Source organism: Clostridium aromativorans (genome assembly GCF_020908015.1).
Lineage (GTDB): Bacteria > Bacillota > Clostridia > Clostridiales > Clostridiaceae > Clostridium_B > Clostridium_B aromativorans.
The window spans coordinates 43,027-57,224 of the sequence record NZ_JAJJPB010000012.1; the positions used below are offsets into that span (position 1 = coordinate 43,027).

Here is a 14,198-nt window from a genome sequence, read left to right on the forward strand (position 1 = left end):
TTCAATATTTTAATCCTAAAGATATAAAATCACATCAATTATCGTTCATAAAAATCACTTTATGCATCATAAAACATGTTCATATATTTTTTTACAACTTCTTTAACATATTTTACTTCCATTAAAGACACTTTTGAAAGATGATAATTCGTATCTGACTTAAGTGCTCCCTTTATCTTATTTACAGTATACATCGATATTTCAGTGTTTACATTTATTTTGCAGATGCCATTGTATATGCACTCTTTAATAGTGGCTTGAGGGGTTCCTGAACCGCCATGCAATACCAGGGGTATGTCTATCTTTGAGGATATTGCCTTTAGCACTCCTATATCTATCTTAGGTTCCCCCTTATACATACCATGAACAGTTCCTATTGATACGGCAAGAGCATCCACTTCTGTCTTTTTTACAAATTCTTCTGCTTGATCCGGGTCTGTGTAAATCTGTTTTCCCTCGTCTTCATTTGAATAATCTCCACGTGATAATGCCCCAAGTTCCGCTTCTACCGTTACCCCCACTGCATGCGCAATAGATACTATTTGAGCTGTCTTACGTAAATTCTCTTCAAAGCTAAGGCTGGATCCATCAAACATCACAGATGTGAATCCTGCTCTAATGGCCTGAATAATATGCTCAAAGGATTTACAATGATCCAGATGAAGGGCAACTGGAGTACTGATATTTTTAGCCAGGGAATTTACTACTGCATACACAGTATTTAAATCCATATTGCCTAAATATTTTTCTCCAAATGCCACTATGACAGGTTTCTTTAACTCATCCGCCGACTCCAGTACACCTTTTATAGTTTCAAAATTATATACATTAAAAGAACCTATAGCATGCTTCTTCAAATGAGCATCTTTTAACATTGATGATAAATTTACTAACATCCTCTCACCTCGTTGAGCCACTTTTTAAATTCTTTATTCTCAAGCACTTCAGGGTTTACTATAAATCTGGTCTCTTCTGTCTTCAACAATTTTTCGATGTCTTCCATAAGAAGTTCCGGCGATCTGCTCAAAGCTTCCTTAGTTGTGCCTGCTATATGAGTGGATAAAGTCACATTGTCCAGTTCCAAGAACTCACTGCCCTCAGGTATAGGTTCTGTCCAGAACACATCCAGTCCTGCACCGGCTATTTTTTTCTCTTTCAATGCCTTCAACAGTGCTTTTTCCTCCACAAGTCCTGCTCTTGCAGTATTTATAAGATAAGCTGTAGGCTTCATAGATCCTATTTCTTTCTCACCTACTAGATTTTTAGTTTCTTCACTTAAACGAGCATGAAGTGTTATAAAATCACTTTCTTTAAATAAAGTTTCTTTATCTACGGGAGTACAACCTGCTTTTTTTATAACTTCATCATCCACAAATGGATCATATACCATGGTATTTGTTTCAAAACCAGAAAGCTTTTTAGCTACAAGTCGTCCTATATATCCAAATCCCACAATACCAACATTTTTTCCTTTCAATTCCGGAACCCAGCTGGAATTGGAAAACTCTTTTCTCCATTTTCCTCCTTTAATTGAATGAAAAGCTCTGGCAATATTTCTACATTCACTCAACAGCATTCCGACTGCATAGTCAGAAACTGCCTCTGCATTTCTTCCCTTTACATTAAAAACAAGTATTCCCCTTTTTGTAGCTTCTTCAACATTTACGTTTTCAAGTCCTGCACGGGATACCCCTACTATACGCAGTTTCGGCATAGCTTCAAAAACTTTTGAAGAAACGGGTAAAAATAGTCCCATGAGCATGGAAGCATCTTTTCCTTCAGCTTTTATCAGTGAATCGACTTCTTCTATTTCAGGTCCCTTTTTCTCTACTTCCAGCCTTCTATTTTGAAGTTTACCCCAGTCAGATTCCCAATTGCCAACCTTAGTTTCTCCTACAAATTCATTCAGATACTTTTTACAAGCTCCTTCGAAGCTTTCTCCCGGAATCATAGCATCTCCTATTAACAATGCCTTTACTTTCTTTCCCATAATTATGTCCTCCTCTTATTAAAACAGTTTATTTAAATTTTCACGGCAATAAATATAAGTTTTCTCTAAAATCTAAATATATTTTACATCAGTTTATTTACGACTTATTAGTATATTTAGCAGTAAATTTATTACTAAATACAGTATGTCATAATTTATTTTATTTGTCAACAGCTACTTTCCGTGTAAACTAAGTTAATTAAACATGGATTTATAACATAGTCCAATTGGACTGTATTATAAATCCATAAATTCTCATCAATACAAAACAAAAAATCAAGTTATAGGTTTATCAACTTATAATCTCTAGAACCGAGACCTATTTTTTCTCCATAAGCAAGTTGAACCTCACCGTAAGTATTCTTTCTCATAGCTTTAAATTTATCCTCACAGTGGTGATAATCATGGTCATGGTGCTCATTATCTTTTAAAAATGTATTATTCAATTCTACTGCTTTATTTACTAAATCATAACAAGCGGTATCCAGAGCCACTGGATCTACAGATGCCAGTATTCCTATATCCGGCACTATGGGAGTATCACTCCAGGGAACACAATCACAGTCAGGTGTTACATTAATTATAAAGTTTATATATCCTACTTTTCCCTCTTTTCCCTTCACTGCCCCATAAGCATATTCGGTAAGTTTTTCAGTAAATATTTTTGATTCCACTTCACCGCCTGATTCAATGGCCTTAACAGGGCAAACTGTCATACATTCACCACATCCTACACATCTCATCTTATCTATGGATGACTTTTTATCCTCAAGGGTTATGGCTTTTTGAGGACATACCTTTGCACACTGCCCACAGCCTATACATTTTTCTATATTCACACTAGGCCTTATGGAATGTTGATCTTTTTTACCTGTAGGATTTGCACATCCCATGGCCAAATTCTTAATGGCTCCACCAAATCCCGCAACTTCATGACCCTTAAAATGAGACATTACAATCATACTATCAGCCCCAACTATGACACCGGATATCCTCGTATTTTTAAAATGTCTCTTATTTATTTCCACTTCCCTTACATTCTCACCTTTCAAGCCATCTGCTATTATCACAGGTGCATTTACTACCGCATAATTAAATCCATGCAATATTGCTGTGTTTACATGGTCAACCGCATTTGATCTGCTTCCAGAATACAATGTGTTTGAGTCAGTTAAAAATGGATTCGCACCAGCTTCTTTTACCTTGTCGACAATTTGTCTTACAAATACAGGGTTGATATACCCATCGCTTCCAAGCTCACCAAAATGAATTTTTATAGCAGTTAAATCTCCCTTATTAAGAAGATCTTTAAATCCCGCTTTATCAAATAATTTTTTTATCTTGGTTATTTTATTTTCTTTTGCTTTTCTAGCCCTTAAGGTTACAAAATATACGCTACTTTTCATAAGATCACCTCATTATGATCATTCAAGACTCTCAACAGCTTTTTTAGCCCAACTGGAATCCCTATATACAGCTCTGCCTACTCCAATGAGATCTGCCTTATTTTCAGACAGCAGTGTTTCAGCAGCCTGAACTTCTGTAATTCCGCCCGTTAAAATGACAGGAATGGATATAACTTTTTTAATTTCTTCAGTAAGAGGTGAAAAATACCCCTGCGAAGTATTTCCAGGCAAAGTATACCTGCAAAATCCACCGGAAATATCAAGTACATCAACCCCTGCTTTTTCAAATTCCAGGGCTGCAATTTTACTATCTTCAACAGTACTTCCTCCCGGCATATAATCAGAAGCACCTAGGCGCAAAAAAATGGGGAAATCATCGCCTACAGATTCACGGATCGCCCTGATGATATCAAGATGTATTTTAATTCTAGCTTTTACATTTCCTCCATATTCATCAGTTCTTTTATTGGTAAGAGGAGAAAAAAATTGATTTAAAAAATAACCATGAGCAGAATGAATTTCAACACCGTCAAATCCGGCCCTTTTTACACGAATTGCCGCTTCCTCAAACTGCTTAACTATATTTTCAATTTCCATACAGGTAAGTTCTTTCGGCATATCTCCTTTTATCGGATTTGCCACAGCAGAAGGACCAACTACTTCAGCACCCGTAATACTCCTACTGGCAGCACTGCCGGCATGGTTAATCTGCATTATGGTTTTAGAACCATTCCTGTGAATAATTTCAGATAATCTTTTCAAGCCTTCCACTAAACCGTCATCTGATATAGAGAGCTGTTTCTTGCTTGCCTTTCCTGCCTGAGCAATAAAACTATGTTCAATAATGATAAGCGATATATATCCTCCCTTTGACTTTTCATCATAATATTTCAATATATCCTCACTTACTTTTCCATCTTCCCTGGACTTTGAGGTAGCCATCGGCGGCATAATCAACCTATTCTTTAAAGCTAATTTGTCTGTTTCAAGCGGTTTAAGTAAATATGACATATTCATACCCCCAATTACAATCTTTAAATAACATTATACCACATCCCAAATCACGCATTTTAACCTTACCTTAAAAAAGTTCGCATTTTAAAGTAAAAAATAAATAAGAGTTCTCTAAAAACTATATAACTCTCATTTTTTAGAAAACCCTTATTTTAAAACACATAAATTCTAAGCTTCTTCTTTAATTTCCGTTTTTTTATCTTCTCTAACAAAAATATTTACATCCAGATTCTTTTTATTGCCAAGCAACACCAATAAACTCAACACTATGCCTACGGCAAGACCCCAGGCAGCACCTCTTGCAACTATTACAGCAGCCATTACACCTGCAATTCCCAAATCATTTATAGTACGTGCTTTCAGTATTCCTATTCTCACAGAAACATACCCTTGAACCATCATGGTCAAAGCCAGTGCTATATTTAAAATTGGAGTGACAAGAGTAACTATAGGCATTAAGAAATAACCTGTTAAAGTACCAAACCTGAATGAACCTGCACCTCCGTTTATAGAATCCATGGCTTTTCTACCATGTTTATATCTGTCACATACCACAACCTGCATAGCTGCCCATAGAGGGCCGCACATAGTTATATCAGGGCCTATAATTGACATTAAACAATTACGCAGTCCAAATATTAAATGCGATCTGTTAGGATTATAGTCTATAAACTCATCCGGGCGAACTTTTCCTGCATCTTCCAATAATGCCTGTGCCTGAATCATTTCACCAAATAATATTACATAAGCTGAAAATACCATTGGTATGGCCTGTATAAACATTTTCGCCGATGGAAAGCCTATGGACCAGAATGTCCAATGACTCCACAGTTCTCCAAAGGAAGGGTTCGAAAATCCCCATTTAATACTTGGCCACATAGTTTCTCCTACGAGCGGAGCTACTACTACTGCCAGCAATATACAGGGCAAAATCCCCAGATTTGAAATTACCTGAAGAACTTTGTTTTTATTTCTCAAGCTCTTAAAATAATTTGAAAATAACAGCCAAAATGCCAAACCTATACATATTGCAATTGACCAGGGATATTTTTGGAAATATCCAGTTTTTCCAAATACAGTATTTACGGCTGCAATTCCAGCTCCCATTATGATACCAGCCTGCATACAGTTTGGTATCAGTGTAATTATTTTCTTGCCCAACCCTGTAATACCAAGGAAAGCAGCAAAAACACCTAAACTCAATTCAAATGCAATAAGTGCTTGTACTCTTTCAGGACCCATAGGGAATTCACTGACATACAACATTAAAAGTGGTATGGCAGGTGTAACCCATCCCGGTACAACCGGATCACCCAGCAAGACATGAGTGCAGTAAAGAATTCCATTAAGAACGACAATGGCCAATGCAACTTCAAATGGCATTCCCAAATACTGCTGAAGCATGGGGATAGCACCAAGACAAACAGCACACATCAAAAGTCCCTGAACATAATCTGCAATTTCAAACCTATAGTGCACTCCTGGAATACGTATTTTGAACGGACCTGCTGGTATATAAGGGCACTCTTTTCCATATTCTCTTTTATGTGCCATGAATTATTCTCCTTTACTCATTTTTATTTTTACATATATCCTTCACTCATTTTTATTCTTTATATATTTACTAAAATTTATCATTAAATCTCTTCTCAAATTCTCTAATCAACGGTTCTCTAAAATCCGGGTGAGTGACATTTATCAAAGCTCTAGCCCTATCTCTCAGAGTCTTTCCCTTAAGATGAGCAATACCATATTCTGTAACCACATAATCTGCATCACATCTATTAGTAGTAACCGTAGCACCAGTATCCAGCAGTGAAACTATTCTTGAAACTTTTCCCCTTGCCGCAGTAGAAGGTATGGCTATAATTGCCTTACCATCCCTGGCCATATTGGCTCCCCTTATAAAATCCACTTGTCCTCCAACTCCGCTTATCTGTTTTAATCCTATACTTTCAGAACATATCTGTCCCATTAAATCTACTTGAACGCAGGAATTTATTGACACCATCTTATAGTTTTGCATAATAATTCTAGGATCATTTACATAATCTACAGGATAAGAGGCTATAATAGGGTTATCGTCTACAAAATTATATAATTTTTTCGTACCCATTAAAAATGTCACAACTATTTTCCCAGGATGAAGAGTTTTTTTGCTATTATTAATAACCCCTGCATTTACTAAATCTACCACACCATCTGATATCATTTCAGAATGTATCCCCAAGTCCTTTTTATCTTTCAAAAACATAAGTACAGCATCTGGAATGGCACCTATACCAAGCTGAAGAGTTGAACCATCTTCAATTAAAGATGCACAGTATCTCCCTATGGACTTCTCCACTTCTCCCAATTTAGCCGGCTTCAGTTCTATAAGCGGATGCGAAACTTCCACTATATAGTCAATGTCCGATACATGTATAAATGAATCTCCCAAAGTCCTTGGCATATTTTCATTTACTTCCGCAATTACAAGTTTGGCATTTTCCGCTGCCGGTTTGGTATAATCATTGGAAACTCCAAAACTACAATAGCCATATTTATCCGGCCTGCTTACCTGTATGATTGCCACATCCACCGGCAAATAGCCATTCCTAAATAAATCCGGTACCTCATAGAAATAGCAAGGTGTATAATCACCTCTGCCTGAATTTACAGCATCCCTGGTGGTAGCTCCTGCAAACAGTGAATTGTGGTGAAAATATTTTTCCATTCCGGGTTTAGCATATTCACCTTTGCCCATGGCTACCATATGAACTATCTCTACGTTTTCATAATTTTCTTTATTTTTAACCATCGCATCTACTATATCCAGGGGTTCCCCAGTAGCATGTGCAATAACTACCCTGTCATTAGATTTTATTTTAGAAACAGCTTCTTCTGCATTCACCAATTTTTTCTTATATATATCCTTCCAATTCATAAAGATAATTCCCCCTATATTTCATCGGAATATTGATCTAACAGATTTTTAACTTCATTAAAATCTTCTTCAGATCTCACCAATATTTTTTTAAACTTAAATTTAAGTTCGCTGTAGTTAACACAGCAGCTACTACATCCACACAAAATTATCAATATATCATACACTTTATCCAATTGAGCTACTTCAAAATTGTACCTAAAACTTTTTTTCAAATTATATAAAAATTTCTTTCTATCATATCTGGAATTACACCCTCCGCAATATTTAATCCCCACGTTCAGCACTCAGTCATCCAAATCCTTATTTAATATTTTTTTTGCTAGATCTAAAGTGTCCTGACTTATATAATCTACAACTTCTACTTTTTTTACCTGTTCGATTTTTAATTTCAAAGAAGTTTCAATTACGTTTTTTACAGTGTCCTTGGATAAAGCACAATTGCTGCACTGGCCCAAAAGCCTAATTTTAACTACTCCATCTTTCACTCCAATAAATTGGATATCCCCATTATGACTATTTAAATAAGGTCTTATGTTTTTATCAATTACTTCCAATATTTTTTCTTCCATAATGCAGCACCTCATTTTACTCATGGGGTGAAAATCACCCCATCTTTATATTCACTATTCTTCTATTCTGGCTATAGCTTTTGCCAACAATTTCTTCTGGCCCAGATTTCCCTGTCTTGATATCATTATTCTCTGTGCCTGTGGTGAACCTGCACCGTGCATGGACTCAGTTCTATAGCCCACTGCTGCAGTGCCTAGGCTCAAGTTTTCTATAAGCCTGAGTACTTTCATTCTGTTCTCTACGGGAACAGATGCAGTCCCTACTAGATATTTTTCTACATATTTGCCTACTTCAGGGCTCTTATAATCCTTTTCTGAAGGCATTGTAACCATAAGACCTCCTGCTATATCTTCCGCCAGCCTTACAATTTCATATGGAAATCTCGTTACATTCTGCTTACATACATTTGCAAGCAATAAATCTATCTGATAGTTGCCCGCTTTTGTTGGATATCCCTCAGAAGAGCAGGCAATTCCACAGGCATACAGTGTTTCATTCAAATGCATCATTTCTATCAACTTGTCCTTTATATGAGATGCCCTTGGCACTCCATTATAATCGGCAGCCAGTGCGGCAGCTCCTATAAGTACATCTCCCACTCCAACTTTGCAACCACCATAGCTCTGTCTGTGATATCCTGCAAACCTTTCCACCAGCATACCTGCATATTCAGTTTCACCATTTAAAAATATTCTGTCATTTGGAACAAATACATCGTCAAATACCGTCAGTGCTTCTACACCGCCAAAATTCTTATTACCTACATCAATGTCAGCATCTTTTTCCAGTTTTCTTGTGTCACAGGACTGTCTCCCAATTATCATGGTTATTCCCTTTGTATCAGTAGGAACTGCAAAAGATATTGCATAATCCTTATCCTCAGGTTTCATAGCCTGTGTAGGCATTACCAGAACTTCATGAGAATTACAAATTCCTGTCTGGTGAGCCTTTGCACCTCTAACTACTACTCCGTCCGGCCTTCTTTCTACAACTCTCAAGTACAAATCCGGATCAACTTGTTTACTTGGGGATAATCCTCTATCTCCCTTAGGGTCTGTCATTGCTCCATCAACTGTGAGATCCTTGTCTTGAACATATGCCAAATATTTTTTAAAGTTTTCAAAATAATTAGTATCGTACTGTTTGTCTATCTCAAAAGTAGTGCTGTATACTGCATTAAATGCATCCATTCCAACACATCTTTGGAAACAAGCGGCAGTTTTTTGTCCACATAATCTCTGCATTTTAACTTTCTTTACCAGATCTTCGGTACTTTGATGCAAATGAGTAAATCTATTTACCTTCTCGCCTGTTATATTTGATTTTACCGTCATAAGATCCTCGTATTCCGGCTGCTGAGCCAGATCATAAGTCATCTTCACAGAATTAAGAGATGGACGAAGTACGGGATTATCTACAGGGCTTTCTACTTTTTTCCCCAGATAATAAACGTTTAACTTTAGTTTGCGCAAACTCTCCACATATTCTTCTCCTGTCATTAAAGACATCGCAATCATTCCTTTCATCTCATATAGATATAATTTTTTACTTACACAACCTTATTAAAGCAATTTTAGTACCAGTTTTTTATACAAAATACAAAAAATTCGCACAGTCCTCAATTTAGCAGGCAATTGCAGAACTATACGAATTTCTGTACTATAAAAATACTACAGTCGGATTCATAGATTTATTGCATAATCGCAACATAATATCTTTTGCTTATTCAATTTATCAAATATATCTCTTATTTGCATAATTGCAACTGATTTCATTTTTGCAACATACATTTATTCCTGTACCTCTTCCTCTTTCTAACTAAAGTGGAGGCATTTATTCCAAGTTCCCTCGCTGCATCCCTCACATTTCCACATTTTCTAAAAGCACTTTCTATCATAGACTCTTCCAGATTTTCAACCGCATCCTTTAGAGTTAAATGATTCTTTATCATGCCACTTTCCTCGCTCTCAAATTTGCTGCTGTCCCAAACTTCCCTTATGGGCAGATCGCTTCTCAGTATCTTGTCCCGTGTAGTCATAATTATAACTCTTTCTATTATATTTTTTAATTCCCTTACATTTCCCGGCCATCTATATTCTTTTAAAGAATCCACTGCTGCACCGGTAATCACTTTATTAAAATCATATTTCTTATTAAATACACCCATAAAATAATTTATAAGTGGCTCAATGTCACCCTTTCTCTCTCTAAGAGGCAAAATCGTAATGGGCACTACATTCAATCTATAGTATAGATCTTCTCTAAATATCTTTTCATCAACCATTTTTTCCAAATTTCTATTAGTTGCGGCAATCACCCTTATATTAATTTTTATAGTACTTGTACCGCCTACTCTCCTGATTTCTCTCTCTTGAATCACCCTCAAAAGTTTAGCCTGCATATCCATGTCGAGTTCCCCAATTTCATCCAAAAAAACCGTACCCTCATCTGCTAACTCGAAAAGACCCATCTTCCCCTCCTTGCTTGCACCTGTAAACGACCCTTTTTCATAGCCAAAAAATTCTGATTCTATGAGGTTATGAGGTATAGAACTACAGTCTATTTTTATAAAATTCTTATTGCTTCTCCTGCTGTTTTTATGTATATATTTAGCTACTTTTTCCTTGCCTACACCAGTTTCCCCCAGCAAAAGCACAGTTGTATCCACTTTTGCCACTTTTTTTGCCATATTAAGTGTATTGATCATCTTTTCATCTTTCACTATAATATCTGAGCATTCAAGAATCTGCTTTCTCATTGCCTCCAGCTGTAAATGATATTTTCCCATGATCTCCCTATTTTTCTCCAGTTGTTCCTTCAATTCATAGAGTTCCGTAACATTTCTCACATTTGTGACCACCATGGTTATTTCGCCATTTTCATCGAAAATAGGGCTGCTGGAAACCAATGCTGTCTTGCCCGTTTTAAACTTCTGTTCGATTGTAACATTTCTTCTGCTGTTCAATACTATAAGTGTCCCGGATTTGGAAATATAATTGTTTTTCTCCAGGTATCTCATATTTTTGCCAAGCATTTCACTTTTCCTCATTCCGGTGATTCTCTCATAGGACTTATTTAGAAATATGGTATTTGCATTTCCATCTGTTATATATATCCCATCATAGGAACTTTCAATAACCTGATACAGTTGTTTTATTCTGGATTTCAAAAATTTTGCATCTCCTTCCAGCAAATTATCAAAGCTTACCAATTCCCTGTCTTTCATGAATTAAACCCCCTTCTAAAATCATATAACATAAAATATAACTAAATGTGCAGTACTCTACATAAAAAATCATATCATATATTTAACCGTTTTCATGATAAAATATGCCTATAAACCCTAGCTTTCAAAGCACCAATCACGTATTTTAATAATTTATGCTATTTTGACGGCGGCATAACAAAAGCTTCACCTGTCAAAACCTTATGACCTGTTGAATTGGTACAGGTAGTTTTAAGCTTTGCTATATTCTCATTTTTATATATTTCTAAAACCTCTATTTCCACTTTTATAGTATCTCCAAAATATACAGGCAAATTGAATTTTGAGTTTTGACTTAAATAAATAGTACCTGGACCTGGAAGGTACATCCCTATACAGGCAGATAAATATCCTGCTATCAACGCCCCATGTGCTATTCTTTTCTTAAATACATCTTTGTATTTTTTTTCATCTACATGAAGTGGATTGAAATCCCCAGTTATTTCAGCAAATGAATATACATCATCTTCAGATACAATCTTTTCAAAATAAGCTCTATCTCCAATTTTCAATTCATCAATGGTTAAGCCTCTCATATAATATAACCTCCCTTATATAAGAAAGTCAGGAGCCTTACTTAAAGGTCTCCTGCCAGCAATCTTAAAGATAATCTAAATATTCAGATTACACCACATTACAAGTTCATTTATCATAAAATATCCATCCCAGGGGGAATCATAATTATTCATGGTTCCAAAACCCACCACTCTGTTTACACCCGCTGATGTAACCATACCTGCAAATTTAAAAAGCTTGTCTTTATCATCAATAGCATAACCTATTGTCTGTATCCTGCGGGTAATCAAATCCTTTATATCAAATATACTATTTATCTGCTTTACAAAAATACAACTTCCCCCTACAGGTTCTTCTAATTTTATTTCATCATCAATCAAAATAGTATATTCCAATCCGTCACTGCAGCAAATATCCTTGGTCAAATCAAGGCTGTACATTCCCCTCTTGTTTATAATTTCTGCACAGGTATTCTGATCTGGAATATTTTTATACCTTTTACCTATTCTTTGAAAAGATCTTTCAAGCATTTCAACGATATATTTCAAAGGAATATCACTTTTTTCTACAAAAAGCACATGAGGTGAAGAACAGGCTTTCTGTCCGAACAAAACTACGTCCGTTACAAACTTGTTTATATATTCACTGCAGCTATTACTTTCAACAGCATATCTGTCAAACACGGCAAAAGAATATTTTGGCCCAAAAACTATATCCTTACAGGTAGTTTTTTTAGGAAGTGAGGCAATATGATTTACTGCGTTTTCTCCTCCCCATATAATCCTTGAATCCGCAATACCAGACATGGATTTATTTAAAAATTCATCTTCTCTAGGAAAATATATCAGGGATATATTTTTCAATATATTTTTAGAAGAATATACCTGATCATTGTAGATTACCCGTATATTATCCAGAGGTTTTAATAATTTTAAAACTATAGGGATGTTTTTTTCAGGTAGTCTCACAAGATTTGAATTTTTAGCTATGAGTGACTGAAAAATTGAATAAATAGCAAGAGTAGGTACATTTCCTGCTATCCAGTGACAGCTGATTCCCCTCCCCTGTGCTTTTATGAATCTGCCGCTACCTATAGGAACAAATTTATTTAAATATTTTTTATCTTTCAAATTGATTTCTATCAGCCTTTCTATATTTGATTTTCTAAAATAGAAGGAAAGATACGCTGTTCCTGTGATTTTAAGAAGTTGTTTATCTCTAGACAATTTTTTACTGTATTCTTCCAATATGAGAATAACAGCCTCCACTGGTATTGAATTTAACAATTCTACATTTTCTCTTAAAGTATTACTTATTTCATCAAATTTATCAAAAATTTTTTTCTCTCTATAAAAGGATCCATCCAACAGGTAACAATCTATCATTTAATGGCCTCCTTTTCTGCAAATGTATCTCCACAGCCCCTGATTTCAGCTTTCTCCATCCTGGACTTGAATTTAAAATATTTACCCCGCCTTCCACATCTGCAATCATCAACCCCCACAAGCTCTCCAACATCTTCCGTCAAAATGCCCTGCGAAGGATAGCTGGAACCTAAAATACTCATAACTTCTATAATTCCACACTGACCGATCTCAACTTCTTTCAAAGTGTTAAAATCTCTTATTATAACATCTGCAAAATCCGGTACATGCTTATATCCACATTCACAATCCACAAATACCACTCCCAGTTGTTCCACCATACCATAAAAATCCAATATATTTTTTTCTTCAGTCCCAAAGACCTCTGCTGTCCTCCTGTTAAACTCCTTTTTTTCAACACTTTCAGAAACAAGTTTCTTCCACCCGCCGCTGTGGAGAAGTTTCATCTTAGGAAGCAATAGCCTAATATTCCTCTTTTCCAATTCTCTTACAAATCTGCTCCATATTATATAGGTAAAACCATATACCAATACTTCCCTATCTCTATTTTCATCTTCAAATTTTCTCAATCTGGACAAATTTACTTCCAAATGCCCATCCTTTTTATCCATAACATAAGTTATACTGCTGGCAAAATTACTGATTCCCCTAATAGCTGCTCCCCTCGCATTCAATACAGCATTTTTTTTGTTCACGTCTTCCGTATCCAGGATAAGAAGAGGTCTCCTATTCCCTCCAAGAAAATCCTTTAAAGTATTTATAAGACCCTGAATCTGCCTTATAGACGTAGTTTTATCCAGATATATCTTGCTGGGAATTCCAGAAGTAGTGGAACTGGAATTTAAAATTCTTATTACATCTTCACTGCTGCAGGTTAAAAGAGCAAATTTTTTGAACATGTTTACTGGGATAAATGGGACTTCTGAAAGTTTCGAAATCTTGGGAATATTTATAGAAAATTTTTTATACATACTGCTTATATTGGGGCTGACTTTATTCAATTCAAGCTGCTTCTTGATTATATCGAGCAGTATACTTTCCTTTTTCTTTTGAGATATTTTAAATTGATTACCTAATACTATGTTTTCTATTAAATGGTCTATTTCCACATATATCCACCTAC

13 protein-coding genes are annotated in these 14,198 nt (G+C 35.7%); all 13 read right to left on the bottom strand.

What is annotated here, in order from left to right; all coding sequences use genetic code 11:
* Window positions 1-59 precede the first annotated feature (59 nt).
* The 13 genes from LN736_RS10445 to LN736_RS10505 all read right to left on the bottom strand — a co-directional run bounded on the left by LN736_RS10445 (window position 60) and on the right by LN736_RS10505 (window position 14,184).
* A complete protein-coding gene (locus LN736_RS10445) occupies window positions 60-896 on the bottom strand; it encodes a class II fructose-bisphosphate aldolase (protein ID WP_150355347.1) in 837 nt (278 codons plus the stop codon).
* Entirely contained in the window at window positions 890-1,990 is a 1,101-nt protein-coding gene (locus tag LN736_RS10450) for a 2-hydroxyacid dehydrogenase (RefSeq protein WP_150355348.1), read from the bottom strand. Before LN736_RS10450 ends, LN736_RS10445 begins: the two co-directional genes overlap by 7 nt.
* 281 nt (window positions 1,991-2,271) lie before the next feature.
* Window positions 2,272-3,396, bottom strand: coding sequence for a DUF362 domain-containing protein (locus LN736_RS10455; RefSeq protein ID WP_150355349.1), 1,125 nt, complete (start codon window positions 3,394-3,396; stop codon window positions 2,272-2,274).
* A gap of 18 nt (window positions 3,397-3,414) precedes the next feature.
* Window positions 3,415-4,407, bottom strand: a complete 993-nt coding sequence (locus LN736_RS10460) for an NADH:flavin oxidoreductase (RefSeq protein WP_150355350.1) — start codon at window positions 4,405-4,407, stop codon at window positions 3,415-3,417.
* A gap of 171 nt (window positions 4,408-4,578) precedes the next feature.
* Entirely contained in the window at window positions 4,579-5,964 is a 1,386-nt protein-coding gene (locus LN736_RS10465) for a hypothetical protein (protein ID WP_150355351.1), read from the bottom strand.
* Window positions 5,965-6,034: 70 nt separating this feature from the next.
* Window positions 6,035-7,336 carry an acetyl-CoA hydrolase/transferase family protein gene (locus LN736_RS10470; RefSeq protein ID WP_150355352.1) on the bottom strand — a complete coding sequence of 434 codons (1,302 nt, stop codon included), beginning with the start codon at window positions 7,334-7,336 and terminating at the stop codon, window positions 6,035-6,037.
* 14 nt (window positions 7,337-7,350) lie between these two features.
* Window positions 7,351-7,614 (bottom strand): hypothetical protein, encoded by a 264-nt coding sequence (locus LN736_RS10475; RefSeq protein WP_150355353.1) that lies wholly within the window; start codon window positions 7,612-7,614, stop codon window positions 7,351-7,353.
* Window positions 7,615-7,623: 9 nt separating this feature from the next.
* The gene (locus LN736_RS10480; RefSeq protein WP_150355354.1) at window positions 7,624-7,908 is read right to left on the bottom strand and encodes a NifU family protein; all 285 of its coding nucleotides are present in this window, start codon (window positions 7,906-7,908) and stop codon (window positions 7,624-7,626) included.
* A 54-nt stretch (window positions 7,909-7,962) separates the two neighbouring features.
* The gene (locus tag LN736_RS10485) at window positions 7,963-9,417 is read right to left on the bottom strand and encodes a 4-hydroxyphenylacetate 3-hydroxylase family protein (protein ID WP_150355355.1); all 1,455 of its coding nucleotides are present in this window, start codon (window positions 9,415-9,417) and stop codon (window positions 7,963-7,965) included.
* Window positions 9,418-9,680: 263 nt separating this feature from the next.
* Entirely contained in the window at window positions 9,681-11,135 is a 1,455-nt protein-coding gene (locus LN736_RS10490; RefSeq protein ID WP_150355356.1) for a sigma-54 interaction domain-containing protein, read from the bottom strand.
* Window positions 11,136-11,293: 158 nt separating this feature from the next.
* Window positions 11,294-11,710, bottom strand: a complete 417-nt coding sequence (locus LN736_RS10495; protein ID WP_150355357.1) for a MaoC family dehydratase — start codon at window positions 11,708-11,710, stop codon at window positions 11,294-11,296.
* 75 nt (window positions 11,711-11,785) lie between these two features.
* On the bottom strand, window positions 11,786-13,075 hold the full coding sequence (locus LN736_RS10500; protein ID WP_150355358.1) for an acyl-CoA reductase: 1,290 nt from the start codon (window positions 13,073-13,075) through the stop codon (window positions 11,786-11,788).
* Complete coding sequence (locus LN736_RS10505) at window positions 13,072-14,184, bottom strand: LuxE/PaaK family acyltransferase (RefSeq protein ID WP_150355359.1); 1,113 nt, start codon at window positions 14,182-14,184, stop codon at window positions 13,072-13,074. The genes LN736_RS10500 and LN736_RS10505 overlap by 4 nt, the downstream gene beginning before the upstream one ends.
* Window positions 14,185-14,198 lie beyond the last annotated feature (14 nt).

What these genes read in the sequence shown, in the direction of transcription:
- LN736_RS10445 (WP_150355347.1), bottom strand. Translation starts at nt 896, where the DNA reads ATGTTAGTAAATTTATCATCAATGTTAAAAGATGCTCATTTGAAGAAG.
- LN736_RS10450 (WP_150355348.1), bottom strand. Translation starts at nt 1,990, where the DNA reads ATGGGAAAGAAAGTAAAGGCATTGTTAATAGGAGATGCTATGATTCCG.
- LN736_RS10455 (WP_150355349.1), bottom strand. Translation starts at nt 3,396, where the DNA reads ATGAAAAGTAGCGTATATTTTGTAACCTTAAGGGCTAGAAAAGCAAAA.
- LN736_RS10460 (WP_150355350.1), bottom strand. Translation starts at nt 4,407, where the DNA reads ATGTCATATTTACTTAAACCGCTTGAAACAGACAAATTAGCTTTAAAG.
- LN736_RS10465 (WP_150355351.1), bottom strand. Translation starts at nt 5,964, where the DNA reads ATGGCACATAAAAGAGAATATGGAAAAGAGTGCCCTTATATACCAGCA.
- LN736_RS10470 (WP_150355352.1), bottom strand. Translation starts at nt 7,336, where the DNA reads ATGAATTGGAAGGATATATATAAGAAAAAATTGGTGAATGCAGAAGAA.
- LN736_RS10480 (WP_150355354.1), bottom strand. Translation starts at nt 7,908, where the DNA reads ATGGAAGAAAAAATATTGGAAGTAATTGATAAAAACATAAGACCTTAT.
- LN736_RS10485 (WP_150355355.1), bottom strand. Translation starts at nt 9,417, where the DNA reads ATGTCTTTAATGACAGGAGAAGAATATGTGGAGAGTTTGCGCAAACTA.
- LN736_RS10490 (WP_150355356.1), bottom strand. Translation starts at nt 11,135, where the DNA reads ATGAAAGACAGGGAATTGGTAAGCTTTGATAATTTGCTGGAAGGAGAT.
- LN736_RS10495 (WP_150355357.1), bottom strand. Translation starts at nt 11,710, where the DNA reads ATGAGAGGCTTAACCATTGATGAATTGAAAATTGGAGATAGAGCTTAT.
- LN736_RS10500 (WP_150355358.1), bottom strand. Translation starts at nt 13,075, where the DNA reads ATGATAGATTGTTACCTGTTGGATGGATCCTTTTATAGAGAGAAAAAA.